Annotated in this window: 28 protein-coding genes; 13 read left to right on the top strand and 15 right to left on the bottom strand. The window is 72.6% G+C overall.

All coding sequences use genetic code 11. The annotated features are described in order from the left end of the window. Nucleotide 1 precedes the first annotated feature (1 nt). Nucleotides 2-1,093 (bottom strand): NAD(P)/FAD-dependent oxidoreductase, encoded by a 1,092-nt coding sequence (locus tag ABWI07_RS14070; protein ID WP_353818774.1) that lies wholly within the window; start codon nt 1,091-1,093, stop codon nt 2-4. 94 nt (nt 1,094-1,187) lie between these two features. Beyond that, the gene (locus ABWI07_RS14065) at nt 1,188-1,664 is read right to left on the bottom strand and encodes a MarR family winged helix-turn-helix transcriptional regulator (protein WP_353818773.1); all 477 of its coding nucleotides are present in this window, start codon (nt 1,662-1,664) and stop codon (nt 1,188-1,190) included. Between the two features lie 174 nt (nt 1,665-1,838). Between ABWI07_RS14065 and ABWI07_RS14060 the strand changes: the two genes are divergently transcribed. From ABWI07_RS14060 to ABWI07_RS14050, 3 genes are all read left to right on the top strand, one after another. After that, on the top strand, nt 1,839-2,255 hold the full coding sequence (locus ABWI07_RS14060; protein ID WP_353818772.1) for a DUF4260 family protein: 417 nt from the start codon (nt 1,839-1,841) through the stop codon (nt 2,253-2,255). Between the two features lie 71 nt (nt 2,256-2,326). Beyond that, nucleotides 2,327-2,659: a TfoX/Sxy family protein gene (locus tag ABWI07_RS14055; protein WP_353818771.1), complete on the top strand. Its 333-nt coding sequence runs from the start codon at nt 2,327-2,329 to the stop codon at nt 2,657-2,659. A 362-nt stretch (nt 2,660-3,021) separates the two neighbouring features. Further along, a complete protein-coding gene (locus ABWI07_RS14050) occupies nt 3,022-4,557 on the top strand; it encodes a DHA2 family efflux MFS transporter permease subunit (protein WP_353818770.1) in 1,536 nt (511 codons plus the stop codon). A 76-nt stretch (nt 4,558-4,633) separates the two neighbouring features. Here the strand turns inward: ABWI07_RS14050 and ABWI07_RS14045 are convergent, their stop codons facing one another. Both ABWI07_RS14045 and ABWI07_RS14040 read right to left on the bottom strand, forming a co-directional pair. Further along, nucleotides 4,634-6,169: an acyl-CoA synthetase gene (locus tag ABWI07_RS14045; RefSeq protein ID WP_353818769.1), complete on the bottom strand. Its 1,536-nt coding sequence runs from the start codon at nt 6,167-6,169 to the stop codon at nt 4,634-4,636. A gap of 57 nt (nt 6,170-6,226) precedes the next feature. Continuing rightward, entirely contained in the window at nt 6,227-6,460 is a 234-nt protein-coding gene (locus ABWI07_RS14040) for a DUF397 domain-containing protein (protein WP_149257128.1), read from the bottom strand. 195 nt (nt 6,461-6,655) lie between these two features. Between ABWI07_RS14040 and ABWI07_RS14035 the strand changes: the two genes are divergently transcribed. Then, nucleotides 6,656-7,285, top strand: a complete 630-nt coding sequence (locus ABWI07_RS14035) for an ATP-binding protein (protein ID WP_353818768.1) — start codon at nt 6,656-6,658, stop codon at nt 7,283-7,285. On the opposite strand, the gene ABWI07_RS14030 is transcribed toward ABWI07_RS14035, so the two are convergent. Next, a complete protein-coding gene (locus ABWI07_RS14030) occupies nt 7,263-8,669 on the bottom strand; it encodes an alpha,alpha-trehalose-phosphate synthase (UDP-forming) (RefSeq protein WP_502912822.1) in 1,407 nt (468 codons plus the stop codon). The two genes, ABWI07_RS14035 and ABWI07_RS14030, sit on opposite strands and share 23 nt — an antisense overlap. A 303-nt stretch (nt 8,670-8,972) precedes the next feature. Beyond that, complete coding sequence (locus tag ABWI07_RS14025; RefSeq protein WP_353818767.1) at nt 8,973-9,434, bottom strand: DoxX family protein; 462 nt, start codon at nt 9,432-9,434, stop codon at nt 8,973-8,975. Nucleotides 9,435-9,548: 114 nt separating this feature from the next. On the opposite strand from ABWI07_RS14025, the gene ABWI07_RS14020 reads away from it, so the two are divergent. Continuing rightward, a complete protein-coding gene (locus ABWI07_RS14020) occupies nt 9,549-10,649 on the top strand; it encodes an FAD-binding protein (RefSeq protein ID WP_353818766.1) in 1,101 nt (366 codons plus the stop codon). Here the strand turns inward: ABWI07_RS14020 and ABWI07_RS14015 are convergent. Next, nucleotides 10,616-11,215, bottom strand: coding sequence for an HDIG domain-containing metalloprotein (locus tag ABWI07_RS14015; protein ID WP_353818765.1), 600 nt, complete (start codon nt 11,213-11,215; stop codon nt 10,616-10,618). The genes ABWI07_RS14020 and ABWI07_RS14015 overlap by 34 nt on opposite strands. A 34-nt stretch (nt 11,216-11,249) precedes the next feature. Next, nucleotides 11,250-11,768, bottom strand: a complete 519-nt coding sequence (locus ABWI07_RS14010; RefSeq protein WP_353818905.1) for a YbaK/EbsC family protein — start codon at nt 11,766-11,768, stop codon at nt 11,250-11,252. A 103-nt stretch (nt 11,769-11,871) separates the two neighbouring features. Between ABWI07_RS14010 and ABWI07_RS14005 the strand changes: the two genes are divergently transcribed. Genes ABWI07_RS14005 through ABWI07_RS13995 form a run of 3 tightly spaced genes read left to right on the top strand, consistent with a single transcriptional unit; the run spans nt 11,872 to nt 15,775 of the window. Then, complete coding sequence (locus tag ABWI07_RS14005) at nt 11,872-12,564, top strand: FadR/GntR family transcriptional regulator (RefSeq protein ID WP_200841647.1); 693 nt, start codon at nt 11,872-11,874, stop codon at nt 12,562-12,564. After that, the gene (locus tag ABWI07_RS14000; protein WP_353818764.1) at nt 12,561-13,973 is read left to right on the top strand and encodes a tocopherol cyclase family protein; all 1,413 of its coding nucleotides are present in this window, start codon (nt 12,561-12,563) and stop codon (nt 13,971-13,973) included. The genes ABWI07_RS14005 and ABWI07_RS14000 overlap by 4 nt, the downstream gene beginning before the upstream one ends. Nucleotides 13,974-13,978: 5 nt before the next feature. Then, entirely contained in the window at nt 13,979-15,775 is a 1,797-nt protein-coding gene (locus ABWI07_RS13995) for a GMC family oxidoreductase (RefSeq protein ID WP_353818904.1), read from the top strand. A 31-nt stretch (nt 15,776-15,806) separates the two neighbouring features. Here ABWI07_RS13995 and ABWI07_RS13990 read toward each other — a convergent pair whose 3' ends face one another. The 4 genes from ABWI07_RS13990 to fdhA form a co-directional block, all read right to left on the bottom strand. Then, nucleotides 15,807-16,454, bottom strand: coding sequence for a response regulator (locus ABWI07_RS13990; RefSeq protein ID WP_149257134.1), 648 nt, complete (start codon nt 16,452-16,454; stop codon nt 15,807-15,809). After that, on the bottom strand, nt 16,445-17,635 hold the full coding sequence (locus ABWI07_RS13985) for a sensor histidine kinase (RefSeq protein WP_235036513.1): 1,191 nt from the start codon (nt 17,633-17,635) through the stop codon (nt 16,445-16,447). Before ABWI07_RS13985 ends, ABWI07_RS13990 begins: the two co-directional genes overlap by 10 nt. Beyond that, nucleotides 17,619-18,332: a DedA family protein gene (locus ABWI07_RS13980; protein ID WP_149257135.1), complete on the bottom strand. Its 714-nt coding sequence runs from the start codon at nt 18,330-18,332 to the stop codon at nt 17,619-17,621. The genes ABWI07_RS13985 and ABWI07_RS13980 overlap by 17 nt, the downstream gene beginning before the upstream one ends. Nucleotides 18,333-18,522: 190 nt before the next feature. Next, on the bottom strand, nt 18,523-19,737 hold the full coding sequence (gene fdhA / locus ABWI07_RS13975) for a formaldehyde dehydrogenase, glutathione-independent (RefSeq protein ID WP_353818763.1): 1,215 nt from the start codon (nt 19,735-19,737) through the stop codon (nt 18,523-18,525). Nucleotides 19,738-20,048: 311 nt separating this feature from the next. Here fdhA and ABWI07_RS13970 point away from each other — a divergent pair, with 311 nt between their 5' ends. The 4 genes from ABWI07_RS13970 to ABWI07_RS13955 all read left to right on the top strand — a co-directional run bounded on the left by ABWI07_RS13970 (nt 20,049) and on the right by ABWI07_RS13955 (nt 22,863). Continuing rightward, a complete protein-coding gene (locus ABWI07_RS13970) occupies nt 20,049-20,864 on the top strand; it encodes an SAM-dependent methyltransferase (RefSeq protein ID WP_149257137.1) in 816 nt (271 codons plus the stop codon). Between the two features lie 259 nt (nt 20,865-21,123). Then, a complete protein-coding gene (locus tag ABWI07_RS13965; RefSeq protein ID WP_200841650.1) occupies nt 21,124-21,621 on the top strand; it encodes a hypothetical protein in 498 nt (165 codons plus the stop codon). 138 nt (nt 21,622-21,759) lie between these two features. Continuing rightward, complete coding sequence (locus ABWI07_RS13960) at nt 21,760-21,969, top strand: DUF5999 family protein (RefSeq protein WP_235036514.1); 210 nt, start codon at nt 21,760-21,762, stop codon at nt 21,967-21,969. A gap of 576 nt (nt 21,970-22,545) precedes the next feature. Further along, nucleotides 22,546-22,863: a hypothetical protein gene (locus ABWI07_RS13955; protein WP_149257139.1), complete on the top strand. Its 318-nt coding sequence runs from the start codon at nt 22,546-22,548 to the stop codon at nt 22,861-22,863. A 70-nt stretch (nt 22,864-22,933) separates the two neighbouring features. On the opposite strand, the gene ABWI07_RS13950 is transcribed toward ABWI07_RS13955, so the two are convergent. After that, entirely contained in the window at nt 22,934-23,404 is a 471-nt protein-coding gene (locus tag ABWI07_RS13950; RefSeq protein WP_149257140.1) for an SRPBCC family protein, read from the bottom strand. Between the two features lie 21 nt (nt 23,405-23,425). After that, nucleotides 23,426-24,223, bottom strand: coding sequence for an SAM-dependent methyltransferase (locus ABWI07_RS13945; RefSeq protein WP_149257141.1), 798 nt, complete (start codon nt 24,221-24,223; stop codon nt 23,426-23,428). Nucleotides 24,224-24,743: 520 nt separating this feature from the next. Here ABWI07_RS13945 and ABWI07_RS13940 point away from each other — a divergent pair. Then, entirely contained in the window at nt 24,744-25,577 is an 834-nt protein-coding gene (locus tag ABWI07_RS13940) for an SDR family NAD(P)-dependent oxidoreductase (RefSeq protein ID WP_353818762.1), read from the top strand. Nucleotides 25,578-25,815: 238 nt separating this feature from the next. Here ABWI07_RS13940 and ABWI07_RS13935 read toward each other — a convergent pair. Further along, nucleotides 25,816-26,138: acyl-CoA dehydrogenase family protein (locus tag ABWI07_RS13935; RefSeq protein WP_353818761.1), on the bottom strand; the 323-nt coding region annotated here is incomplete at its 5' end.

The raw sequence follows: 26,138 nt of genomic DNA, 5'->3' as shown, positions 1-26,138 counted from the left end.
GTCAGGCCCTGCCGAACAGGTCGGCGAAGCGGCCGGTGAACAGGTCTGCGCCCTTGTACTCGGCGACCGTCTCGGCCGGGACGACCTGCGGGCCGTCGGGTCCGGGCAGCTGGCCGACGCCGCGGCGCGGCCCGAGGGGAAGCAGGATCATGGGATCGGGCGCGGGCCGGTAGCGGGCGGTGGGCCGCTCGCCCCGGAGCCGGGCGGCGATGTTCTCCGCCACGACCTCGGCGTGCTGCATCGCGTACCCGGCCCTCTTGGACTCGGGGATGTCGGTGATGTCGCCGATCGCGTAGACGTGCTCCTGTCCGTGGACGTTGAGGGTCTCGGTGACGGGGACCCGGCCCTGCGGGGTGAGCGCGGTGAGGCGCCCGTCGGCCAGGTAGCCGCTGTTGATCGTCATGCCGTGGGCGCGGAACCAGATGTCGGCGGTGATCTCCTCACCGCCGGCGGTGGCGGCCGTGAAGGTCCCGGCCCGTCCGGGGTCGCCGGGGGGCGGGGCCGTCAACGCGGTGCCGAGCCGCAGCCGGATGTCCAGCTCGCCGAGCTGGCGGAGCAGGTCCTCGCGCAGCTCGGCGCGGTAGCCGGGAAGCAGCTCCCCGGCGGGGTCGACGATGGCCACCGGCTTGTGCGGCCACACCTCCTTGATCTCGCCAGCCAGCTCCAGGCCGACCGGTCCGGCGCCGAGGATGAGCACCCGGTCCGCGCCCGCCAGCTCCTTGTGGGTGCGGCGCAGGTCCTCCAGCGCCTCGTCGGCCGACTCGGCGCGAGGATTCGCCGGAAAGGTGTAGCCGGAGCCGGACGCGAGGACGAGGAAGTCCGCGTCGACGCGCCGCCCCGAGGCCAGGGTGACGCCCGCGGCGTCCACCGAGACCGCCCGGTCACGCAGCACAGTGCCCCGGGTGAGCAGCGTGTCGAAGGGGAAGAAGATGTTGCCCGCCCAGTCGGGCCGGGTCAGCGCCCGCAGCGCTCCCGACGCGTTGACGAACGCGTCGCGCGGATCGATCAGGACGACGTCGGCCTCGGAGTCCAGGGCCTTGGCGACCGCCGCCCCTCCGTACCCTCCGCCGACGACCGCGACCGTACTGCTCATGATTGCACGCTCCCGCAGACAGGAATTACAGTTCGCGCTACGAACAATATTAGTTCGTACTACGAACTGCAACCCCGCCCCGAGGCGGGCGCTCTCAGTGCCTGCGGGCGGCCCCCTCGTCGGGTTCCGCGAACACCACCGGAACGTCGTTCTCCAGCACGACGCGTCCGAGCAGGTCGGCGAGCGTGTCGCGCTCGGCCTCACTGAGGCCCTCCGGCAGCCTGTCGACCCGCCGGCAGGTCTCGGCGTAGAACTCCTCGACGAGCCCGCTCCCCCGTTCGGTCAGCGCGACCCTCACCGCGCGCTGATCCGTCGGGTCGGCCTCGCGGCGCACCAGGCCGTTGCGCTCGGTGCGGTCCACCAGGCCGGTGAGGCTCGACTTGGCCAGCCCGAGCATCGCCCCCAGTTCCCCCATCCCCAGGGGCCGCCTCATCAGCACGCACAGCAACTGCCCCTGCTGCGAGGTGAGGCCGTACTCCCGCGCCGACTCGGCATAAACGGCGTTCACGAGGAACGCGCCCCGCACGAGTGCCCCCACGACGCCGATCCGTCCCTCGTCATCCTTGCCCACGCGCCCAGCGTATCCCGGCAGTTCGTGCGGCGAACTACCGCACGGCCGCCGCCGAGGCGGCGCGACGCGAGCAGGCGGCCGCCAGGCCTGTTCGACTGCTCTATAGCTTGACAGCTAACAACCTTAGCTTTACATTGGCTAATGACGTTAGCCACTACTTCGGAGGTCGTCGTCATGAGCACAGTCACCGCGCCGGGCAAGGCCTCCGGCGTCCGCAACGTCCGCCGCGCCGCGTGGTTCGCCGGGGCGCTCTTCTGGGCCGCCTTCGCCGTCCTCGAAGGCGTCAACCACGGGTGGCCTGCGGCGATCCTGGCCCTGACCTTCTTCGTGGTCCCCGACCTGGCCTTCCTCGCCGGCTGGCGCGAGGCCCGCACAGTGGAGCCCGGACAGCTCCCTCCGCGCGCCGTCCCGTACTACAACTCCCTGCACCGGGCGCTGGTGCCGTTCGCGCTGATGGTGGTCTACACGGTCACCCCGCTGAACTGGGCACCGATCTTCGCCGCCCTCTGCGGATGGATGGCGCACATCTCCTTCGACCGCGCCCTCGGCTACGGCCTCCGCACCAAGGACGGCTTCCAGCGCCACCCCTGACGTCGCTCCACCGCCGCCGACGGAGGGAGATCCGGGCACATGCGGTCCGGGGAGAGGGGGAGGATGCCGTGGTGAGCTACGACAAGGAACTGGCCGATCGGGTGGAAGACCTGCTCGGAGCGAGGCGGGACGCGGCGTCCAAGCGGATGTTCGGCGGGATCGCGTGGATGGTGAACGGCAACATGGCCGTCGTCGTGAGGGGTCGGGGCGGGCTGATGGTCCGGGTCTCCCCTGACGACCACGACGCGATGCTCGCCGAGCCGGGCACCTCCACGACCGTCATGCGCGGCCACCCGATGCGGGGATGGATCACGGTGGAGCCCGAGGCCTGCGCCACGCCGTCCGATGTGGCCGCATGGGTGGACCGAGGACTCGACCACGCCCTCAGCCTGCCCGCGAAGTAGGGGCCGGGCGCACACCCGGCCCCTGCGGGGCGCCGGAAGGGCCCGCGCGGAGCGATGAGTTTCGGGGGCGGCGCCGGTCCGTCTGGGGTGCGTGCAGGCGGAGGGAGGTTGGGATGTCGCGTCCGTCACACTTCGTTGACCTCGAGTGCGGTGGAGGTCGGAGGGTGGGGGGCGCGGAGCAGGCAGGATTTGTCGGACCCCGCTGGAATACTCCCGGAGCGCCCAGGGTTTAATCGTTCGCGAAAGTGTCAGTCGCTGCAGTATTTTGCGGCGGTACCTAGGCAAGCCCTGAGCAAACCCCCTGAGCTACGTGCCCACGGCCCTCGCGTGCCCACATGCGGGCCCTGACGATTGGAAGAGAGTTGACCGCTCCCGCATCTCCCAAGATGGCGGACGGCCCGCTGGAGAAATCCGACGCCGGAGGAGGACTGGACCGCGGTGTGCTCGCGGCGGCCATGGTGGTCGTCCTCGGGGCGATCATGTCCATCCTGGACGTGACGGTCGTCAACGTCGCCATCAACGACCTCGCGAAGGAGTTCGAGACCTCGCTGGCGACGATCCAGTGGGTCGCGACCGGCTACACCCTGGCGCTGGCCACCGTGATCCCGATCACCGGGTGGGCCTCGGCCCGGTTCGGCACCAAGCGCCTCTACATGATCTCGATCGGGCTGTTCGTGGCGGGCTCGATGCTGGCCGGCATGGCCTGGTCCGCCGAGTCGCTGATCGCCTTCCGGGTGCTGCAGGGCCTCGGCGGCGGCATGATCATGCCCGCCGGCATGACGATCCTGACCCAGGCGGCGGGCCCGCAGCGGGTCGGCCAGGTGATGAGCATCGTCGGCGTGCCGATGCTGCTCGGCCCGATCCTCGGCCCGATCATCGGCGGCTACCTCGTCGACGACGTGTCGTGGCGGTGGATCTTCTTCATCAACCTGCCGATCGGCATCGTCGCGCTGGTGATGGCGGCGCGGATCCTCAAGCGCGACCAGCCGAAGAAGACCGAGCGGCTCGACTTCATCGGGCTGCTCCTGCTGTCCCCCGGCCTCGCCTCGCTGATCTACGGCGTGGCCAAGGGCGCCGAGCTGAAGGACTTCCTGAAGACCGAGGCCCTGGTGTTCTGGGCGGTCGGCGCCGTGCTGGTGCTCGGGTTCGTGTTCCGCGCGCTGAAGGCCGAGAACCCGCTGATCGACCTGCGGCTGCTCAAGCGGCGCTCGGTGGCGGCCGCGTCCGGCACGATGGTGCTGTTCATGATCGCGTTCATGGGCGCGATGCTGCTGCTGCCGCTGTACTACCAGACCGTGCGCGGCGAGGGGGCCCTCCAGTCCGGCCTGCTGCTGGCCCCGCAGGGCCTGGGCGCGATGATCACGATGCCGATCGGCGGCAAGCTGACCGACCGGATCGGCCCCGGCCGGGTCGTGCTGGTCGGCATGCTCATCGTGGTGGCGTCGGTGTCGGGCTTCGCCTCGATCCTGGAGGCCGACACCTCCTACTGGGCCCTCGGCGGGGCGCTGTTCGTGATGGGCCTCGGCATGGGCATGACGATGATGCCGACCATGGCGGCGGCCATCCAGACCCTCGTCCACGACGAGGTGCCGCGGGCGAGCACGATGCTGAACATCATCCAGCAGGTGTCCGCCTCCGTCGGCACCGCGATGATCTCCGTGCTGCTGGCCAACCGGCTGGTGTCCGAGCTCGGCGGCGGGGCCGGCGGCGAGATCGGCAGCACCGAGAAGGTGCCGCCGGCGGTCATGCAGAAGATCGCCGGGCCGATGGCGGACGCGTTCCAGCACACCTACTGGTACTCGGCCGGGCTGCTGCTCCTGGCGTTCCTGCCGGCGCTGCTGCTGCCGCGCAAGAAGCCGGCCGCCCCCGCGGTCGACGCGCCGATGCCGATGCACTAGAACGCCCCTGGCGCGTTCCAAACCCCGGCCGACCCCCAAGGGGGCCCCGGCCGGGGTTTGGCCGTTCAGGGCGCTCTCAGGCCGTGGCAGGGCGCGCGTGCGCCCAGTACTCGTCCTTCAGGAGCCGCTTGTAGAGCTTGCCCGTGGGGTGCCGGGGCAGCTCGGCGCGGAAGTCGACCGAGCGCGGGCACTTGTAGTGGGCGAGCCGGTCGCGGCAGTACGCGATCAGCTCGGCCTCCAGCCCGGGGCCGGCGTCGTCCATGGACAGCGGCTGGACGACGGCCTTGACCGCCTCCCCCATCTCGGCGTCCGGGACGCCGAACACCGCGACGTCGGCGACCTTCGGGTGCACCGCGAGGACGTTCTCGGCCTCCTGCGGGTAGATGTTCACCCCGCCGCTGATGATCATGTAGGCGCGGCGGTCGGTCAGGTAGAGGAAGCCGTCCTCGTCCACGTGGCCGACGTCGCCGAGGGTCGTCCAGCCGTGCCCCCAGGGGTCGCGGGACGCGGCGGTCTTCGCCTCGTCGGCGTGGTACTCGAACACGGGGCCGTTGCCGAAGTAGAGCGTGCCCGGCTCCCCGGGCGGCAGTTCCCTGCCGTCCTCGTCGCAGACGTGGACCTCGCCCAGGATGGGCCGGCCGACCGTGCCCTTGTGCGCCAGCCAGTCCTCGGAGTTCGTGTACACGAAGCAGTTGCCCTCGGTGCCGGCGTAGTACTCGTGCAGGATCGGCCCCCACCAGGCGATCATCTGCTCCTTGACGGGCACGGGGCAGGGCGCGGCGGCGTGCACCGCGCAGCGCAGCGACGACACGTCGTAGCGGGCGCGGGTCTCCTCCGGCAGCTTCAGCATCCGGATGAACATGGTCGGCACCCACTGGCTGTGCGTGACGCGGTACTTCTCGATGGCGGCGAGCGCCTGCTCGGCGTCGAACTTCTCCATCACCACGACGGTGGCGCCGAACCGGTGGAAGTTGAGCGAGTACCTCAGCGGCGCGGCATGGTACAGCGGCGCCGGGGAGAGGTAGACGGAGTCGGCGTCGGGCTGGAAGAGGAACGCCAGGAGCTGGTACAGCGGCCCGGCCTCGCCCATCGGCGCCTTCGACAGGGGCGGCTTCACGCCCTTGGGGCGGCCGGTCGTGCCGGACGAGTAGAGCATGTCCATGCCCTCGCACTCGTCCTCGATCGGCGTGGGCGGGTGCTGGGCGACGCGCTCCTCGTAGGAGTCGTAGCCGGGCGCCGTGCCGTCGAGCATCAGGCGCAGCGGCACGTCCGGCGGCGACTGCGCCGCCACCTCAGTGGCGGCGCTGGTGATGAAGGCCTTCGCCTCGCAGTTGCCCGCGATGTAGGCGAGCTCGTCGGCCTGGAGCCGCGAGCTGATGGCGGTGTAGTAGAGCCCGGACCGCTGGGCGGCCCAGGCGACGGCCAGGTAGAGCGGATGGTTCTCCATCATGAACGCGATGTGGTCCCCCGGCCGCAGCCCCTCCGCACGGAGCAGCTGCGCGAGCCGGTTGGACTCCTCGTTCAGTTCGCGGAAGGTGACGACCCGCCCGGAGCCCGCCATGACCACGGCGGGCTTGTCGGGCGTCCGAGCGGCGATCTGCCCCAGATGCATGGCCGCAACCTACCTGGCCGGACCGGTAAATGGAATCCCGTTCGGTTTGCCGTCGGGTCAGATGAGGATGTGGTCGAAGTCACCGTCCTTGGCTCCCCCGACGAACGCCTCCACCTCCTCGCGCGTGTAGACGAGGATCGCTCCCTCGGGGTCCCTGGAGTTGCGCACGGCGATCTCCCCGGTGGGGAGTTCCGCCATCTCGACGCAGTTCCCGGACGGGTTGCTCCGCCGGCTCTTCTGCCAGACGAGCCCGTTGCGCCGGACGTCCGACATCTGGTGGTGGCCGTCCATCAATGCCCCCTCTAGGCGTCTCGGCCTCCCTGTCCCGGGAGACCGCGATCTCGCCCCACCCCACACCATGGTACGAGATGCACGTGCATTCGTTCTTGCATTCGTTCATGCAGACGGCCTTGCATCTGCACGACTTGGGGAGCAAGATAGCGAACGCTCGCCGGTGACCAACCCGCACGCCTCTGAGGTTTGACCATGACCGTTGACCAGGCAGACGACGTCGCAGCCCACGCCGCCATGGGGGGCGCGCGGCCGCGGCACGTCTCGGCCGTCCGCACGCCCTGGCCCGACGCCCCGCCGATGCCGCTCGGCCCGAACGTCCCCGAGCAGGCCGCGCGCGTCCCGGCCGCCGTCCCCGGCCTCGCCGGGCTCTGGCCGGCCCCGCACGCGGGCACCCCCCGCACGGCCCGGCGGGTGCTCCCCGCCGAGATCACCGCGCCCCGGTCGGCGCGCGAGTTCACCCAGGTCACGCTGGACGCGTGGGACCTGGCCGACGACGCCGGGGACGTGGTCGTCGCCGTGTCGGAGCTGGTGACCAACGCGCTGCGGCACGGCCTGGAGGGCATCCCCCAGCCGCTGCCGCTGTGCCCGATCCAGCTCGTCCTGATCGGCCACCCGAGGCGGCTGGTCGTGTCGGTGACCGACCCGGGCTCGGGCGCGCCCGAGCCGGTACCGGGCGAGCCCGACCGGTGCGCGGAGGGCGGCCGCGGCCTCGTCGTCGTCGGCGCGGTCAGCGACTCCTGGGGCTGGGCGCGCCTCGCGACCGGGGGGAAGGCCGTCTGGGCCGCCTTCGACCTGCGCCTCAGCCCTCCAGCACAGCGGTAGTCTGCTCGGCCGGAGCCGGCCGGGCGGGGTTCTCCAGCTCGCTGAGGAACGCCTGGGCCCACCGGTCCACGTCGTGCTCGATGACGCGGCGGCGCATGGCGCGCATCCGCCGCGCCTGCTCGGCGGGCTCGGCGTTCAGCGCGGCCATCAGGGTGCTCTTCAGGCCGTCGATGTCGTAGGGGTTGACCTGGAAGGCACCGCGCTTCAGCTCGGCGGCGGCCCCGGTGAACTCGCTGAGCACGAGCGCGCCCCGCAGGTCCTTGCGGCAGGCCACGTACTCCTTGGCGACCAGGTTCATGCCGTCGCGCAGCGGGGTCACCACCATCACGTCCGCCGCGAGGTACAGCGCGGTCAGCTCGGCGCGGTCGTACGAGCTGTGCAGGTAATGGATGACCGGAAACCCGATCTCGCCGTGCTCCCCGTTGATCCGGCCGACGAGCTGCTCGATCTCCTCGCGGAGCAGCTGGTACTGCTCGACGCGCTCCCGGCTCGGCGTCGCGATCTGCACGAAGACGGCCTGGCCGGGCTTGATGTGGCCCTCCTCGACCAGCTCCCCGAACGCCTGGAGCCGCTGCGTGATGCCCTTGGTGTAGTCGAGCCGGTCGACGCCCAGCAGCACGGTCGCGTCGCCGAGGTCGGTGCGGATCTCCTGCGCGCGCTCCTGGACGTCCTCGCGGCCGACCAGGTCGTGCAGCTCGCCCACGTCCACCGAGATGGGGAACGCGCGGGCCCGCACGACGCGGTCGTCCCAGAAGACGTCCTGCTTGAGGAAGCGGGCGTCCAGGAGCCGCCGGCAGAGCCGCACGAAGTTGGCCGCCGCCCCGGGGAGCTGGAATCCGACCAGGTCGGCGCCGAGCAGCCCCTCCAGGATCCGCCGCCGCCACGGCAGCTGCCAGAACAGCTCCACCGGCGGGAAGGGGATGTGGAGGAAGAAGCCGATGCGCAGGTCGGGGCGCAGCTCGCGGAGCATCTGCGGGACGAGCTGGAGCTGGTAGTCCTGCACCCAGACGATGGCGTTCTTCGCGGCGACCTTCGCCGCCGCCTCGGCGAAGCGCCGGTTGACGCGGACGTAGGCGTCCCACATGGCCCGGTCGTAGACGGGCGGGGCGACGACGTCGTGGTAGAGGGGCCACAGCGTGGCGTTCGAGAACCCCTCGTAGTAGAGCTCGACCTCCTGCGCGGACTGCGCGATGGGATGCAGCGACATGCCGTCCTCCTCGAACGGCTCCAGCTCCTCGTCCGGCGCGCCCGTCCAGCCGATCCACGTGCCCTGCCTGCGCCTCATCACCGGGGCGATCGCGCTGACCAGCCCGCCAGGGCTGCGCCGCCAGCGCGGCACGCCGTCGGCTCCGACGTTCCGGTCCACCGGCAACCGATTGGCCACCACAACGAACTCACTACCGCGCGACACTCTGCGACCCGCCTCTCCAGGGAACTCTCAGCGCTCACTCATGCCCAGAAACGGTCATCGGGAACATCTTGTCACTTCGACGTAAAGGACCCGATGCCCGCAAAGGGGGATGTCAGACGGCCGGGGCGGCGCGGACGGCGGATTGGAGCGGGCCATATTCCTTTCCCGGCAGGTGACCGCTGTTGACGCCGCGGTCACGCCGTCCGGCGCCGCGCGCGGCGAAAGTTACCCAGATCACAGTCGTGGGCCCCCGCGCGGCCGCGGGGGCCCGGTGGATCAGGCGTTCACGGAGCGCCGGGCAGGGACTTCCTCGCGACCGCGGCGCCCCCACAGGACGGCGTCCAGGGAGAACCGTCCGGCGCCGGTGAAGGCCAGGAGGAGGCAGGCGGCGCCGAGGACCATCACGTACTCGTAGCCGCCCTCCTGGTTGAACAGGCCCTTGCCCATGTGGACGTACCAGAAGGCCCCGGCCATGTCGAGGGCGATGAGGACGCCCGCGAGCGGCACCAGGACGCCGGCGATGAGCGCGAGGCCGCCGAGCAGCTCGACCCAGGTTCCGTAGACGGCGGCGAGGCCCGGCAGCGGGATGCCGAGGTGGTCGAACGAGCGGGTGACGGCGGCGTGGCCCTCGTCGGTGAGCTTCTGCCAGCCGTGCGCGACGAAGACCACCCCGACCGCGATCCGGCCGATCAGCAGGCCGGCGTCGGGCAGTGCGGGGTGGCGGCGGGGTGGGAGCATTCCCCATCTCCTTCGGTCGGAGGTTCGAGCGTCCCGGGGGACGCGGGCAGAGTGATTCAAATTCAGACCATCTAGAAACCTCAAGACTGTTTTCATGCCAACTAAAATCACTGCATGCGCGACTTCGGGGGGATCGTCGAACGCACGCCCGCGCGGACCGTCCGGCCGGCCACGGCCCGGGAGGCGGCGTCGGCGGTCCGCGAGGCCGCCGCGCACGGCCTCGAAGCGGTGCCGCGGGGCCTCGGACACTCCACCTACGGGCAGTCGCTCACCTCGGGCGTCTCGGTCGACCTGAGCGGGCTCGCGGGCGTGCACGAGGTCGGCCCCGACCGCGCGGTGGTCGGCGCCGGGACGAGCTGGCGCGCCGTCCTCGCCGCGACCCTGCCGCTCGGGTTCACCCCGCCCGTTCTGACCGACCACCTCGACGTCACGGTCGGCGGGACGATCTCGGCGGGCGGCGTCGGCGGGACCTCCCACCGGTACGGGACGCAGGCCGACAACGTCCTCGCCCTGGACGTCGTCGTGGACGGGGAGCCCGTCGCCTGCTCGCCGGACGTCCGCCCGGACGTCTTCGACGCGGTCCGCGGCGGGCTCGGCCGGCACGGCGTGATCACCGGGGCGACGCTGCGGCTCGTCCCGGCGCCGGAGCGGGTGCTGTCCTGCACGGTCCGGTGCCGGGACGCCGCGGCCCTCCTGCGCGTCCAGCGCGAGACCCCGGCCGAGCACATCTCGGGCCAGGTCAAGCCCTCGGAGGCCGGCTGGGCGTACGAGGCCAAGGCCGTCCTGTACGGACCGGGCGAACCGCCTCCCGGCACCACGGAGACCGAGGAGCTCTCCTACGCCGACTTCGCCGACCGGCTGCGTCCCGACGTGGCGGAGCTCGTCGCGCTCGGCGAGTGGGCGCGCCCGCACCCGTGGGGCATGGTCTTCCTGCCCGGCCCCGCCGCCGCGGCGGTGATCGAGGAGACGGTCGCCGGAATGACCACCGCGGATCTCGGCCTCAGCGGCGTGATCCTCGTCAAGGCGCTGCGGGTCGGCCGCGTCCCGATGCTGGCGGCGCCCGCCGATCCCGTCCTGTTCAGCGTGCTGCGCACCGCCTCACCGGGCTGCGCGTCGGTCGCCGCGATGCTCGCCGCCAACCGGGCCCTGCTCGACCGGGCCGAGGCCGTCGGCGGCGTCCGCTACGCCGTCGACTCGGTCCCGCCCACGGGGTAGGCCGACTGGAAGGCCAGGCGCCGGTCGGCCCCCGCGGCGAGCCGGTCGCAGACGTCGTCGAGGTCCATGAAGACCTGCCATTCCTCCGCGCCGGACGCGGCGGCGAGCGCCTCCACGACGCGCTGTTCGAGGTCGGGGACGCGCTTGGCCTTCCAGACCTTGTCCGCGAGGCTGACGAGCAGGTCGTCGATGCCGACGCCGAGGCCGTCCCAGGAGGCGTGCGTGCGGGCGAAGCGGGCCAGCCGCTCCTCGACGCCCCGCTCCCGGAGGAGGGCGTGCCCGGCGCGCTCGTGCTCGGCGCCCGGGCCGGACAGCTCGGCGGGGTGCAGCACCTTGCCGATGTCGTGGGTGGCCGCGCCGAACAGCACGGCCTCCGCGTCCACGGCGAGTCCCGGGTGGCGCTCGCGGGCCCACTCGACCAGTTCGGCGGCCACGTCGTGGACGGCCCGCAGGTGGGCGGCCAGGCGCGGCGGCGCGTCGAGGTCCTCCAGAAGGCGGGCGGCCCGCTCCGGCAGCGGGCGGAGACCGGGATCGGCGAGGGCGCTGCGCAGGATCGCGGAGGGCATTACGGCAAGGTAGCGGCTCCCGTGCGGGGACCGCTCACTGCGCCAGGGCCATGACCTCCGCGCCCGGGAGCCCGGCGAGGGCCCCGCCCGGCAGGAGGATCTTGGATTTGCGCAGGCCGCTGCCGATGACGACGTGCGGGGAGGCGGCCACGGCCTCGTCCACGAGGATCGGCCACCCCGCGGGGAGGCCGACCGGGGTGATGCCGCCGTACTCCATGCCGGTCAGGGACGTGGCGTCGGCCATCGGCGCGAAGGAGGCCTTCCGGGCGCCCAGGTGCTTGCGGACCACGCCGTTCACGTCCGCGCGGCCGGTCGCCAGCACCATGCAGGCGGCGTACGAGACCTCGCCGCCGCGCTTGGCCGCGACGACCACGCAGTTGGCGCTGGCGTCGAGGGGGACGCCGTAGCGCTCGCAGAACGCCGCCGTGTCGGCGAGGTCGGGATCGATCTCGGCGGCCTCCGCGCCGGGCAGGCCGCCGATCGCCGCGGCCACCGGGTCCGCCAGCAGGTCGAGCCGTTCGTCCGCCGGGCCCCAGTCGAGCGTGCCGACCATGTGCCGTCCCCCTCCCGTGATGCCTCCCACCCTGCCACGGTCTTGACGGCAGGGCCGCCCGCGTGGTCCAGTGGCTCATCCACTCATCCTCTGGAGGTTCTCGGTGCCGTCCTCCCCGATCCCCCGCGACACGGTCGTGGACGCGCTCGTCGACCGCCTGCGCGACGACGTGCTGAGCGGCCGCTACCCGCCCGGCTCCTACCTGCCGCCCGAGCGGGACCTCGCGGCCGGCTACGCGGTAACCCGGACGTCGCTGAAGCACGCCATCGTCCGGCTCGCGCAGGCCGGGCTGCTGGAGACGCGGCACGGCGTGGGGACGCGGGTCCGCGACTACGAGCGGCTGGGCGGCCCCGAACTGCTGCCGATGCTGGTCAGCACGGTCGGGACGGCCTGGATGGCGGAGATCTTCGAGGTGCGGCGCGAGGTCGGCGCGCAGGTCGCGGCCAAGGCGGCGGTGCACGCGACCGGCGAGCAGCGGGCCCGGCTGCGGGAGCTCGCCGGGCAGGTGCGGGACGCCGCCGGGGCCGAGGAGGCGCAGCTCGCCGAGTGCGAGGTCCACCGGGTCATCGCGGCGGCCACCGGCAACCGGGTCTACGGGTTCATGGTCAACGCCCTGCTGAACGCCTACCTCGCCGTCCGGGAGGGCTTCACGCACGCGTTCGCCGACCCGCCGGCCGCCGCCGGCCGGCTCGCGCCCCTGGTCGACGCCCTGTGCGACGGCGACGCCGCGCGGGCGCGCGCGGCGGCCGGCGCGTACTTCACCGAGACCGAGTCGATCATGCGGGGTGCGCGGTGAGCGCGCGGCGCACGGTCTTCAGCGAGGTGATGGAGGGGTCCCTGCGGCTCGCCGGAGAGGACCGCGACCGCCCGATGCGGCTGGAGCTGACCGCCGACCTGCCGGGCGTCCTGCGGCCCTGGGGGGACGCGGAGGGGACGCTGGCCGGCCGCGTCCACGTGCCGGACTGGGCGGACGACCCCGCGGCGGCGGGGCGGCTGCGGGTGGCGCCGATCGCGGCGCGACGGATCCGCTACACGCTCGGCTTCACCGCCGGCGACGGGCGGCGGCTGCGCCTGGACGGCTGGAAGACCGTCACCCCGCGGCGCCCCGTCCGGTCGATGACGTTCCTGCCGCTCACGGTGACCGACGAGGACGGGGCCGTGGTCGGTGAGGCGCGGCTGCGCTTCCGCCTGCGCCGCGACCTCGCCCGCTTCCTCGGCGGCTTCCGGTTCCCCGGGCCCGATCCGATGCGGTCGCGCTGGCGCGGCCAGGCCGGGCGGCTGGAGGTCTGGTACACGACGCTGACCGATCCGGCCACCGGAACCGGCGTCTGGATCCACCACGAGCTGGGCGCCCCGGCCAAGCACGCGCCGACCGGGGACGGGCCGACCGGGGACCGGGCGGCGGGCGCGGCGCGGGCGCACGGCTGGGCCGCCGTCTTCCCGCCCGGGGAGGCGCCGGTCCTCGCGCGGTTCGGCCCGCGGGAGTGGAGCCCTCCGGAGGACGCGGCGTTCTCCGCCGGGCCCGTCGTGCAGGCGGACGGCCGGCTCACCGGGACCGCCGGAGACCTCACCTGGGATCTGCGCGAGTCGGGCGGCGGGCCGCCCCTCTACACGTTCCCGCGCTGGGCATGGGAGTCGGAGCTGCTCCCGGCGGCGCAGATCGTCCCGAGGCCGGCCGCGGCGTACGACGGCGTGGTCCGGTTCGGCGGCCGCACCCTCGAACTCGCCGCGGCGCCGGGCGCGTCCGCCCGCATCTACGGGCACGGGAACGCGCGCCGGTGGGCGTGGCTGCACGCCGACCTCGGCGGCGGCGACGTGTGCGAGATCGTGGCCGCCGTCTCGACGCGGCCGGGGATGAACCGGCTCCCCCCGCTGCCGTTCCTCCGGCTCCGGGTGGACGGCGCCGACCTGGCCTCCGGCGACCCGCTGCTCGCGGCGCTGCGGCTGCGCGCCGACATCGGCCTGCCGGTCTGGACCGTGCGGGGCCGCATCGGGGACCGGGCCGTCCACGTCAGGGTGGCGCTGCCGCCCGGGGAGACCGTCTCGGTCGACTACGCCGATCCGGACGGCGCCCCGGCCGTCTGCCACAACTCCGAGCGCGCCGACGTCCGGATCGTCCTGGCCCGGCGGTCGGGACGCGGCTGGGAGACCGAGCGCGAGTGGCGGCTGGACGGCACCGGGCACGCGGAGGTGGGGCTGCGGTGAGCGCGATGACCGGAACGGTCGCGGCGCTGCTCGGCATCGAGGACGCCGGCGACCTCGCCCGGGTCTCGGCCCGAGCGGAGGCCATCGGCCGGGCGCTCCCGGCGCCCGCGCGGCTCGGGCTGCGCGCCGGCGCGGGCACGCTGGACGCGCTCTCCCGGCTCGCCACCGGGCACCCGCTGGACGGCCTGGACGCCGACCGCCGGGACGCGTTCTGCGCCCTGCTGACCTCCCGCGAGCCGGCGGCGCGGCTCGTCGAGGCGCTGAAGATCCCGCTGCTGCTCGCCGCCGGCACCGAGCTGCTGCCGCTCCCCCCGGCGGCCGGCGACCCGCGGCCCGACGCGCCGCTGGACTGCACGCCGTCCGGCGGCTGGCCCGCGTGCTCGACCGCCGACGCCGTCGTGATCGGGTCGGGCGCGGGCGGCGCGATGGCGGCGCGGGCCCTTGCCCGGCGGGGCCTGTCGGTGGTCGTCCTGGAGGAGGGGCGGCGGTTCACGGTCGCCGAGTTCCGCGACCGCCCGCCGCTCGACCGCTTCCTCGACCTGTACCGGGACGGCGGCTCCACCGTCGCGCTCGGCCGCCCGCCCGTGCTGCTGCCCCAGGGCAGGGCGGTCGGCGGGACGACCGTCGTCAACAGCGGCACCTGCTACCGGACGCCGGACCGCGTCCTGCGGCGGTGGGCGGGGCTCGGCGTCCCGGTCGAGGACTTCGGCGGCCGGCTCGACGAGGTCGAGGCCACGCTGCGGGTCGCGCGGCAGCCGCTCGGCCCCCTCGGCCGCAACGGGCTGCTCGCCCTGGAGGGCGCGCAGCGGCTCGGCTGGCGCGCGGGGCCGCTGCGCCGCAACGCGCCCGACTGCGTGGGCAGCGGGCAGTGCGCCGCCGGCTGCCCGCACAACGCCAAGTACGGCGTCCACCTGAACGCGCTCCCCCAGGCGTGCGAGGCGGGGACGCGGATCGTCTCCCACGCCCGGGTCGAACGAATCCTCGTCGAGCGCGGCACGGCCACCGGCGTGCGCGCGCGCCGCCCGGACGGCACGGCCTTCGAGATCCTCTCGCCCCGCGTCGTCGTCGCGGCCGGCGCCACGGAGACGCCCCTGCTCCTGCGGCGGTCGGGACTCGGCGGGCATCCCGGGGTGGGACGCGGGATGGCCGTCCACCCCGCGACCAACATCGCCGGGCGTTTCGCCGAGCCGGTCGTGTCGTGGTCGGGGGTGATGCAGAGCGTCGGCGTCGAGGAGCTGCACGGCGACGGCATCCTCATCGAGGCGACGGCGAGCCCGCCCGGCATGAGCTCGTTCCCGCTGCCGGGCGCGGGACGGGCGCTGCGCCGCGCGCTGGAGGACGCCGACCGCCTCGCCGTGCTCGGCGCGATGATCGCCGACGCCCCGTCCGGGCGCGTGCACGGCGCCCGGCACCGCGCGCTCGTCCGCTACGACCTGGCCCGCGAAGACGCGGCCCGGCTGCGGCGGGCGCTCGTCGCGATGGGCCGGATCCTGTTCGCGGCCGGAGCCGAGGAGGTCCTCACCGGCCTGCCGCGCGGCCCGGTCGCCCGGGACGAGGCCGAACTCGTCCGCGCCGTGGCGATGGCGCCCGCCGCCGACCTGCACCTGGCCGGGTTCCACCCGACCGGGACGGTGAAGCTGGGCGGCGACGCGGCGCGGGCGCCGGTGGACCCGTCCGGACGGCTGCGGGGCGTGCGGGGCGTGCACGTGGCCGACGCGTCGGTCCTGCCGACCTGCCCCGAGGTGAACCCTCAGCTCACCATCATGGCGATGGCGGTGCGGATCGCCGAGGGGATCGAGTAGGGCGCCGCGGCCCTCCTCCGACCGGCCGCCGTCAGGACCCCAGGTACCGCAGGACGGCGAGGACGCGGCGGCTGTAGCCGGTCGTGTGCGACAGGTCGAGCTTGTCGAAGATCGCGTTGACGTGCTTCTCGACGGCGCTCTGCGAGATGTGGAGGTGGGCGGCGATCGAGGCGTTGGCGTGCCCCTGCGCCATCGTGTCGAGGACCTCCCGCTCGCGCGGGGTGAGCCGCGCCAGCGGGTCGCTCCGCGCGCCGTGCGCGGCGAGCAGCCGGCGCACCACCTCCGGGTCGAACGCGGCGCCGCCCGCGCCGACGCGCTCCAGGGCGTCGAGGAACTCGTCGACCTGCGCCACCCGGTCCTTCAGCAGGTACCCGACGCCGGCGGTGTCGGCGGTGATCAGCTCGGCCGCGTAGCGCTTCTCCACGTACTGCGACAGGACGAGCACCCCGACGTCCGGCCAGCGCCGCCGGATCTCCAGGGCGGCGCGCAGGCCCTCGTCGGTGTGGGTCGGCGGCATCCGGACGTCCACGACCACCACGTCGGGCGGGCCGCCGGCCACCGCCTCGACCAGCGCGTCGCCGTCGCCGACCGCCGCGTCCACCCGGTGGCCCTCCTCGGCGAGCAGCCGCACCAGGCCCTCGCGCAGCAGCGTGGAGTCCTCGGCCAGCATCACCCGCACGGCAGCTCCGCAGTGATCACGGTCGGGCCGCCGCGCGGGCTGTCCACGGCGAACGTCCCGTCCAGGGCGGCGACCCGGCGGGCCAGCCCGGCGAGCCCGCCGCCCGCGGGGTCGGCTCCCCCGCCTCCGTCGTCCTCGATGCGCACGCCGATCATTGTCGCGGAACCCGCCTGCCGGTGCTGGACGGCCACCCGCACCGCCGAGGCGCCCGAGTGCTTCGCGGCGTTCGTGACGGCCTCGCAGACGACGAAGTAGGCGGCGGTCTCCACCGCGTGCGGGGCCCGGACCGGGACGTCGTAGTCGATCGCCACCGGCAGCGCGGACCGCTCGGCCACCGTCTCCAGCGCCGCCCGCAGCCCCTCGCCGTCCAGCGCGGCGGGGTAGACCCGCCAGGTGACCTCCCGCAGGTCCGCCAGCGCCCGCTGCGACTCCTCGTGCGCCTGCCTCAGCAGCTCCGACGCCCGGTCCCCGTCCCCGGCGCGGCGTGCCCGGCCGATCAGCATGCCGAGCGCCACGAGCCGCTGCTGGACGCCGTCGTGCAGGTCCCGCTCGATGCGGCGGCGCTCGTCGTCCACCGCGTCCACCACCTGCGCCCGCGTCACCGACAGCTGCGCGATCCGGCGCTCGTACTCCTCCAGCGGGCTCGGCCCGAGGCAGCGCCTGGCCACGCTCCGCTCCATCGCCGCGACCCCGACCAGGCCTTGGACGGCGAGGAAGAGCAGCACCAGGCCCGCGGCGGCGACGTAGAGGACGATCCACCAGCTCGGCGGGATGCCGTCCATGTGGTCGCCTGTGATCCACCAGCCGACCGCGAGCCGGACCGCGGCCGCCGCCCCGTAGCCGACCAGCAGCAGGATGACGCCGCCGAGCAGCCCCACCGGCACCCGCAGCACGAGGTACGCGAGCGCCTTCAGCGGCCCGTACCGGACGGCCCGGTCCTCGCCGAGGAACACCCGGAGCCGCCACAGCTCCAGTTCGGCCAGGAGTTCGGCGCCGTCCGCGACGGCCGAGGGGACCTTCCGCCGCCCGCGCGAGAACGCCATCGAGTACGCCATCAGGAGCGCGGCCACCGCCAGCAGCACCAGTTCCGCTCCGGCGGTGGCCGCGCCGAGCAGCAGGCCGGCCGCGGCCCGGCCCACCGGGCGCGTCCCGCCGCGCCGCGCCTCAGAAGTTGCGATCACGTTCGAGTTCTCTCGCCTCCGCTCGGTGGGCCCCGGCCCCCGGCCGCCGCGAGGACCCGCGCGCCTTCACGATACGTACGGCGGCGAACGCCAGCGCGGCCAGTCCGGCCAGCGCGAGCACGGCCTTGGAGTAGGCCCCGACGAACTCCTCGACCGTCCGCCAGTTGTCCCCGAGCCCGTATCCGGCCAGTACGAACGCCGTGTTCCACAGCAGGCTGCCGAGGGCGGTGCAAAGCAGGAACACCCGCATGCGCATCCGCTCGACCCCGGCCGGGACGGAGATCAGGCTGCGGAAGATCGGGACCAACCGGCCGAAGAACACCGCCTTGGTCCCGTGCCGGGCGAACCACGCCTCCGTCCGGTCGAGGTCGTCGAGCTTCAGCAGCGGCAGCCGGGCCACCAGCGAGCGGATCCGGTCCCGTCCGATGAGCGCCCCGATCCCGTACAGGGCCAGCGCCCCGGCCACGCTGCCGGCCGTCGTCCACGCGAGCGCCGCCACCAGGCTCATGCGGCCCTGCGCGGCCGCGAACCCCGCCAGCGGGAGGATCACCTCGCTCGGCAGCGGCGGGAACAGGTTCTCCAGCGCGATCGCCAGCCCCGCCCCCGGCGCGCCCAGCTTGTCCATGAGGTCGGTCGCCCACCCCGCGACACCCCCCGCGGGCTCGCTCCCGGAGGCCGCGTACATCGTCTCGATCATGTACACGACGCTAGGAACCGCGGCGTCCCGCCACCATGGAGCGCACCGCCGACCCGTCCGGCCGCACGCCGCACCGCTCCCCTGCGGAAAACCGCACCCCTGCCGCGCCGGGAAGGCGAAGGCGGTGATCCGCCCTGACGACGGATCACCGCCTTCGCCCGTTCAGGCGTGCGCTAGACCGAGGGCGGGCTCAGGCCGCGGCCCCCAGCGTGCCGTGCGGGTCGAGGACGTACTTGCGCGCCGCGCCCCGGTCGAACTCGGCGTAGCCCTGCGGAGCCTCGTCGAGCGGGATGACCGACGCGTTGACGTTCCGGGCGACCTGGACCCGGTCGTGCAGGATCGCCATCATCAGCTGCCGGTTGTACTTCATCACCGGGCACTGGCCCGTGACGAAGTACTGCGACTTGGCCCAGCCGAGGCCGATCCGCAGCCCGAGCCGGCCCTCCTTCGCGTTCTCGTCCGACGCGCCCGGGTCACCGGTGACGTACAGGCCGGGGATGCCGAGCCCGGCGGCGGTGCGGGTGACGTCCATGAGCGTGTTGAGGACGGTCGCCGGCTGCTCCGTGCCCGCCCCCTCGTGCCCCTGGCCGCGCGCCTCGAACCCGACGCAGTCGACGGCGGCGTCCACCTCGGGAACGCCGAGGATCTGCTCGATCTGCGCGCCCACGTCGCCGTGCTCCGACAGGTCGATGGTCTCGCAGCCGAAGCCGCGGGCCTGCGCCAGCCGCTGCTCGTTCATGTCGCCGACGATCACGACGGCGGCGCCGAGCAGCAGGCAGGCGGTCGCGGACGCGAGGCCGACCGGTCCCGCGCCCGCCACGTACACGGTCGAACCGGTCGTGACGCCGGCGGTGTAGGCGCCGTGGTACCCGGTCGGGAAGATGTCCGACAGCATCGCCAGGTCGGGCAGCTTCTCCATCACGGTGTCGCGGTCGCCCGGGAACTTGAGCAGGTTGAAGTCGGCGTACGGGACGACGGCGTACTCGGCCTGGCCGCCGTGCCAGCCGCCCATGTCGACGTACCCGTAGGCGGCGCCCGGCCGTTCCCGGTTGACGTTCTCGCACACGCCGGTGTTGCGCTCCTTGCAGTTGCGGCAGCGGCCGCACGCGATGTTGAACGGGACGCTGACGAGGTCGCCCTCCTTGATGAACTCGACGTCCCTGCCTGTCTCGATCACCTCACCGGTGATCTCGTGGCCGAGCGTGAGCCCGGCCGGCGCGGTCGTCCGGCCGCGCACCATGTGCTGGTCGGAACCGCAGATGTTGGTGGCCAGCACCTTCAGGATGACGCCGTGCTCCAGCTTGCGCCCGCCCTGTTCGGCCAGTTCGAGCTTGGGGAAGTCCAGGTCCTCGACCGTGACCTCGCCCGGCCCCTGGTACACGACGCCTCGGTTGGTGTCCGCCATGTCCTCTCCTTCCGGGTAGAGAGTCGGCTCGCAGGCGCCCGGAGCGGCGGCCCGTGCTCGTCGCCCCCGTCCTCGGACGTCACGGGTGTCCACGATGGGTACGACCGGGATGTACCCGATTTGTAGCCGTTAGTCCGATTTTCCAGGGAGGGTCCGCGAGAATCCGCGGACCGCGGGACGGCGGGGACGCCGCGGCGGAACGGCCGGCGGGCAGCGCGGATCGGCTGACGGGCAGGGCGGATCGGCCTAAGCTAGTCGATCACGTCACCGCCCCGCGGGCACCCGGGTGCACAACAGAAGGAGCCGCACACGTGGCCGACGACCTCCCCGAGAACGCGCCTGCGGGCATCGACCCCACCACGCCCACGTTCGCGCGCGTGTACGACTACTTCCTCGGCGGCAAGGACAACTTCGCCGCCGACCGCGAGGTGGCCGACATGGTGATGCAGCTCGTGCCGGAGGCCCCCGTCGTGGCGCAGGGCAACCGGGTCGCCATCGAGCGGGCGGTCACCTACATGGCCCGCGATCTCGGGATCGACCAGTTCGTCGACATCGGCTCGGGGCTCCCCACGGCCTCGAACGTCCACCAGTTCGCCCGGGCGGCCAACCCGGACGCGCGGGTGGTGTACGTCGACAACGACCCGATCGTGCTGGCGCACGGGCGGGCGCTGCTGACCGAGACCGGCGTCGCCACGTTCATCCAGGGCGACCTGTACGAGCCGCGGAAAATCTTCACCGACCCCGCGCTGACGGCGCTGCTCGACCTGTCGCGTCCGGTGGGGGTCGTGCTGGCGGCGATCATCCATCATGTGCCGGACGAGCGCGACCCGGCGGGCGTCGTCCGGGCGCTCCACGAGTTCCTGGCGCCGGGCAGCCACGTCGTGCTCACCCACCTGCACGACGCGGGGGACGACCCGCGCGTCGAGGAGGCCAAGCGCGTCCTGCAGTCGGGGCTCGGCGGGTCCTACTTCCGGCACTCCTCCGAGATCGAGCGGTTCATGGAGGGCCTCACGATCCTGGAGCCGGGAGTGGCCCACGTGACCGAGTGGCGGCCCGCCGGGCCCACCGGACCTCTGGAGCACCCGCTGCACACCCAGATGGTCGCCGTGCTGGGGCGGAAGGACTGATCGACCGATTCAGCGGAGAGTGAAACCGGGTCCGCCGCCGGCCGCGCGCGGAGGAGGCTCGGAGGCCCGGTTCCCGCAGGCCGTGCGGTTACGGACGGCCCCGCCGCCGGTTTCGGACTCCGGTCCGGTCATGATCACAGTAAAGGATCTTTTAGATCGACTTTTCCGTTGTTGAGCCTTTCTTGTAGCGTTCGCAGCGTTTTGTGAAGTGCATTCATGATCGGACTTCCCCGCCACAAGATCATTTGAGGACGCCGCGATGCCCCTGGCGACAGGCCTGGCCGCGGCCGCGCTCCTGGGCCTGCTGACGCTGCTGGCCACCGCGCGGCGCGGCCGCAGCCGAGACCGTTCGGACGACCAGCACCCCGAGTCGCTGACGGCCGTCCTCGACCCGGGGGACGAGGAGTACCTCGCGTGGCTGGCCGACCACCACTGGCCGGCCGACGAGTACCTCGACCTGGAGCACGAGTGGCGGGTCGAGCTGGAGTTCGGCGAGCCGGCGGGGCACTACGAGTCGCCGCTGTGCCCCCGGTGCGACCTGCGGCGCGAGGACGTCTGGCCATGCCCCGCCTGCGGCAGGCTCCTGCACTCGTCCTGCGGCCACGGGATGCGGCGCCGCGCCGTCGAGCGCCCCTACCGGACGCACGGCACCAACTCCGAGGCCGTCATCGCCGAGTGGATCTGCACGGGCTGCACGGCCGTCGTCGGCCTGGACGTGGACCACGGCGACGAACCGGATGGTGGCATCTTGCGGTGAATCGCCCCTGATTGCCCGAGCTTGGGGGCGTTCACACGTGTTCGAGGGTAAAAAATCCGTCATCCACTTGCATATTTCGGACGCCGCGCGGCAGGCTGCTTTATGTCCCTTAATCACGTGGGACACCTGGAGGAGCCAGTGACCGCCGAACACCACACCGTCTGCACGCACGAGCCGCCCTGTCCGCAGCCGGACGACCTCGACCGCGAGGCCGCGCGCATCATCGCCGCCCACCCCGAGCAGGGCTGGAACCTGCTCTGCAACGGCGTCGTCGTCTTCGACGACACCGGCGAGCTGCTTCCCGACGGCCGCGTCATCGACCCACACCGCCCCATCACGGCCGCCTAGCCGCGCGGCCCGACCCGGCACGGCCGTCCGACGGCAGTGCCGGTCCTCTCCGACGCCGGGTGAGCTCCTCCTCCGCCGCCCAGGCCGCCCCGGGCCCGCACATCGGGCCACTGGCCGTCCGGCCCCGCACAGGACCGCCGCCCGCCGCAGGCCCGCCCCACCGGCCCGATGAACCGGCGCTCGTCCCCCACCGCGCCGCTACGGCGCCCACCGGGACGCCGGTGCCGTTATCTCCGTCGCAGCCCATGCCGAGGCCACTTTTCCGCGCCCGCGTGAGCCGACCACCACCGGATTCCATCCCTCACACCAAAGCCTGGCAGCGTGCGCCGCAAGCCCGCGTGTCGCGGCTCCGCTGCGCGCGGATCGCGTCAGCCTTGGAGAGGTGATCGACCGGGCGGGGTGAACCCAGGTGATCCTCGCCGGCTCGCGCGCGCCCGCGGGAGACTCCACGGCCTCTTCGTCTCCGGCGGGTTCGCATGTCGGGCTCCCATCCGGCGGGCGATCCCGGTAGCGTTCAACTGTTTTGCTACTTACGCAACAATCGTGCGGAACTCGACCGCGAAAGGACGGTGTGGTGTGGTCACAGTCCTGGTCCTCGCGTCCCTGGTCGCCCTGTTCGGCCTTTTCCTGCCGAACCTCCTCCACCCCATGCCGCCGCGATGCGCCGCGGAGCCGCGGCGGTTCGCTCCCGAGACGCCGTCTCCCGTCGCGGTCCCTCCCCCGGCCGCCGAGCCCCCGGGGCACCCGGAGTCCATGACCGCCGAGCTGGACCCGGACGACGAGGAGTACCTCGCCTTCGTGGCCGACGAGCTCTGGCCCGACGACGAGTACCTGGAGCTGGAGCACACCACCGACGGCGAAGAGGAGTCCGGCGGCAGCAGCATGCTCATGTGACGGGCCGGGCATCGGTGGACCGTTCCGCTGCGGACGGCGGCGCACAGGCCGAGGCGGCCCACGAGACCGGTCACGTGGCGGGGAGCGGAGCTCCGGTCTCCAGGAGGGTCTTGAGGCCGGACAGGACGAGCGGCCAGCCCTGCCGCGACATGCCGAGCAGGACCTCCCCGCCCTCGTGGACCACGGTCAGCTTCACCGTCTCCCCGGCGGGTTCGAGTTCGAAGGCCACCGTGGAGCGGGGTTCCCGGAGCAGCATGGCCCGGGTCTCCTCGTCCACGCCGGCGGACCGCGCCCACTCCGGCGTGAAGGTGTGCCAGGTGTAGGAGAGGCGCCGGCCCGGCTCGGCTTCGAGGACGACCTGCTCGGGGCCGGACATCGTCGCGCCCTCGTCGTGCCAGGTGATGGCGGACCCGGGCTTCCAGTCGGTCTCGAAGGCGACGCCCCAGTAGCGGCGGGTGAACGCGGGGTCGGTGAGCGCCTCCCAGAGCCGCTCTGGAGTGGTCTTGACGTAGGTGGTGTAGACGAACTCGTTTCCGCTCATCGGGGCCTGCTCCGGGGATTCCTAGGGCTTGCGGCCCACGGCGCCGTAGGCGTCCACGGCCTCCGGCTCGGTCGTCGTGTCGGGGCGCCAGTGCGTCACCGGGACGACGCCCGGCTCCACCAGTTCCAGCCCGTCGAAGAAGTGCGCGATCTCCTCGGGGGTCCGAAGCCGGAGGTGCGCGTTGCCCGAGGCGTTCCAGACGTCCACGATGCGGTCGGACGCCTCGCCGTGCACGACGTTCGTCCCGTCGTACATGGCGAAGTAGCTGCCGGAGGGCACCGCCTCCATGAGCCTGCGGACGATCCCGTACGCCTGGTCGTTGTCCGGGACGAACTCCAGGATGCCCATCAGCGTGAACGCGACCGGCTTCGCGAGGTCGAGCGTCTCAGCGGCGCCCTCCAGAATCGCGTCGGGCTCGCGCACGTCCGCGTGGATGTAGGCGGTCCTCCCCTCGGGCGTGCTGGTGAGCAGGCCCTTCGCGTGCTCCAGGACCAGGGGGTCGTTGTCGACGTAGACGATCCTCGCCTCGGGCGCGGCGCGCTGCGCGACCTCATGGGTGTTGTCCACCGTCGGCAGCCCCGTGCCGATGTCGACGAACTGGCGGATCCCGGCCTCGGCGGCCAGGTGCCACACCACCCGGTTCAGGAACAGCCGGGAGGCGCGCGCCAGCCGGGCGACGTCCGGCAGCATCCCGAGGATCTGGTCCCCGACCTCGCGGTCCACCCGGTAGTTGTCCTTGCCGCCCAGCCAGTAGTTCCAGATGCGCGCCACGTGCGGGACGCTCGTGTCGATGCCGGGCACGGGCCTCTGTTCGGTCATGAGCCACCCCCTCGGCCGACCTCTTCCCGCTACGGGCGAAGGTCAGTCATCGCCACCGGCGCCGCCGGCCACCACTTGAGGAGCTGGCGGGCCATGACCATGCGCTGGATCTGGTTGGTGCCCTCGTAGATCTGGGTGATCTTGGCAGCACCCCCCGCTACCCCGACGGAGCACGCATCTCATCCATGCACACGTCACGCCGGAGGGCGGTCGTCTTCGCGATCCCGTCCACCCTCGCCCTGCTGGTCACGAGCTTTCCCAGCCCCGTCGAGCGCACCCGGGCGATCGCGATCTACAGCGCGGTCATCGGTGCGGGCGCCAGCGTGGGCGTCATCGTCGGCGGCCTGTTCATCGAGTACCTCTCCTGGCGTTGGGGGGCTGCTGGTCAACACCCGTCCCTGCTGTGGCCTGTCGGACGAGGTACCTCTCGAATCCGGTGCAGTCATTCGACTGATGCTCGGCGCCTTGCGAGGCCCGAACACTTGATCCACCACCCGCCCACGAGCTGAGGAGCCTCACCATGACCAAGCTGACCGTCGGCCAGGAGAACGGCCGCACAGTTTTCATCACCGGAAGCTCAACCGGGATGGGCCGTGAACTTGTTCATCAGCTCGCAGCTCGAGGCTGGAATGTCGCGGCGACGATGCGAGACCCAGGCAAGGCCGACCGTGCGTTCGCCGCGCTGGACGCGGTACAAGTTATTCGTGCGGACGTGACCGACGACGAGTCGGTTCGAACTGCGGTCGAAGAAGCAAACGACAGGTTCGGGCCGATCGACGCGTTGATCAACAACGCCGGATATGCAGAGACCGGGACGCTGGAAGAGGTCAGCCTTGAACGCTGGCGGGCCCAGTACGAAACCAACGTGTTCGGGGTCGTCCGGGTCATCGACGCAGTCCTCCCGCAGATGCGCGAGCGACGAGAAGGGCACATCCTCAACACCTCGTCGATGGGAGGCCACGTGAGCCTCCCCACGATGACGGCCTACACCAGCTCGAAGTTCGCACTGGAAGGGCTCTCAGAGGGACTTGGCAAGGAACTTGAGCCCATTGGGATCGACGTCACCATTATTGAGCCTGTCGGATTCACCACGCCGTTCTTCGACAATCTGTCGACCAATCCTCAACTTGCCGACTATGACGGGGCCCGCCGGGCAATGGCGGACTTCTCAGCGGGCGCGCGCCGTGGCGACCTGGTCAAGTCGATGTCCGCTGTGGCCGATGTCGTCGGCACAGACAACCCTCCGCTGCGCCTCGCAGTAGGCAGCTACGGACTCGAGCTCGTTCGCAACAAGCTCGATGAACTAATCCAGAACTACAACGAGTGGGAACATGTCACGCTGGCAACTGGGTGAAGTTCTCTCGACATGGCGACGGCCACGCGCATCACGGTTGAGCCGACGTCGTCGAGGGTGACCAGGCGGCCCCCTTCGCCCACTTCCGGCCGCTCGCACCGGCGAGCCGAAGCCGAGGGGGCGGGCCGCACGGCCCGCCCCGACGGCAGTCCCGCGCACCGCTTCAAGGCCGCGCCGCTTCGAGGACGCGTTGCTTCGGGACCGCGTTGCTTCGGGACCGCGCTGCTTCGGGAGCGCGCTACTTGAGGAGCTGGCGGGCCATGACCATGCGCTGGATCTGGTTGGTGCCCTCGTAGATCTGGGTGATCTTGGCGTCGCGCATCATCCGCTCGACCGGGAACTCGCGCGTGTACCCGTACCCGCCCAGCAACTGCACCGCGTCGGTGGTCACGTCCATCGCCACGTCCGAGGCCAGCGCCTTGCACGCCGACGACACGAACGTCAGGTCCGGAACGCTCTGCCCGCCCATCGCCCGCTCGGACTTGATCGCCGCGTGGTAGGTCAGCTGCCGCGCCCCCTCCAGCCGCATCGCCATGTCGGCCAGCATGAACTGCACACCCT

Source organism: Actinomadura sp. NPDC000600, from assembly GCF_040492135.1.
Taxonomy (GTDB): Bacteria; Actinomycetota; Actinomycetes; order Streptosporangiales; family Streptosporangiaceae; genus Spirillospora.
The sequence above is the reverse complement of the archived record's forward strand: the minus strand, read 5'-3'. Positions and strand labels throughout refer to the sequence as shown.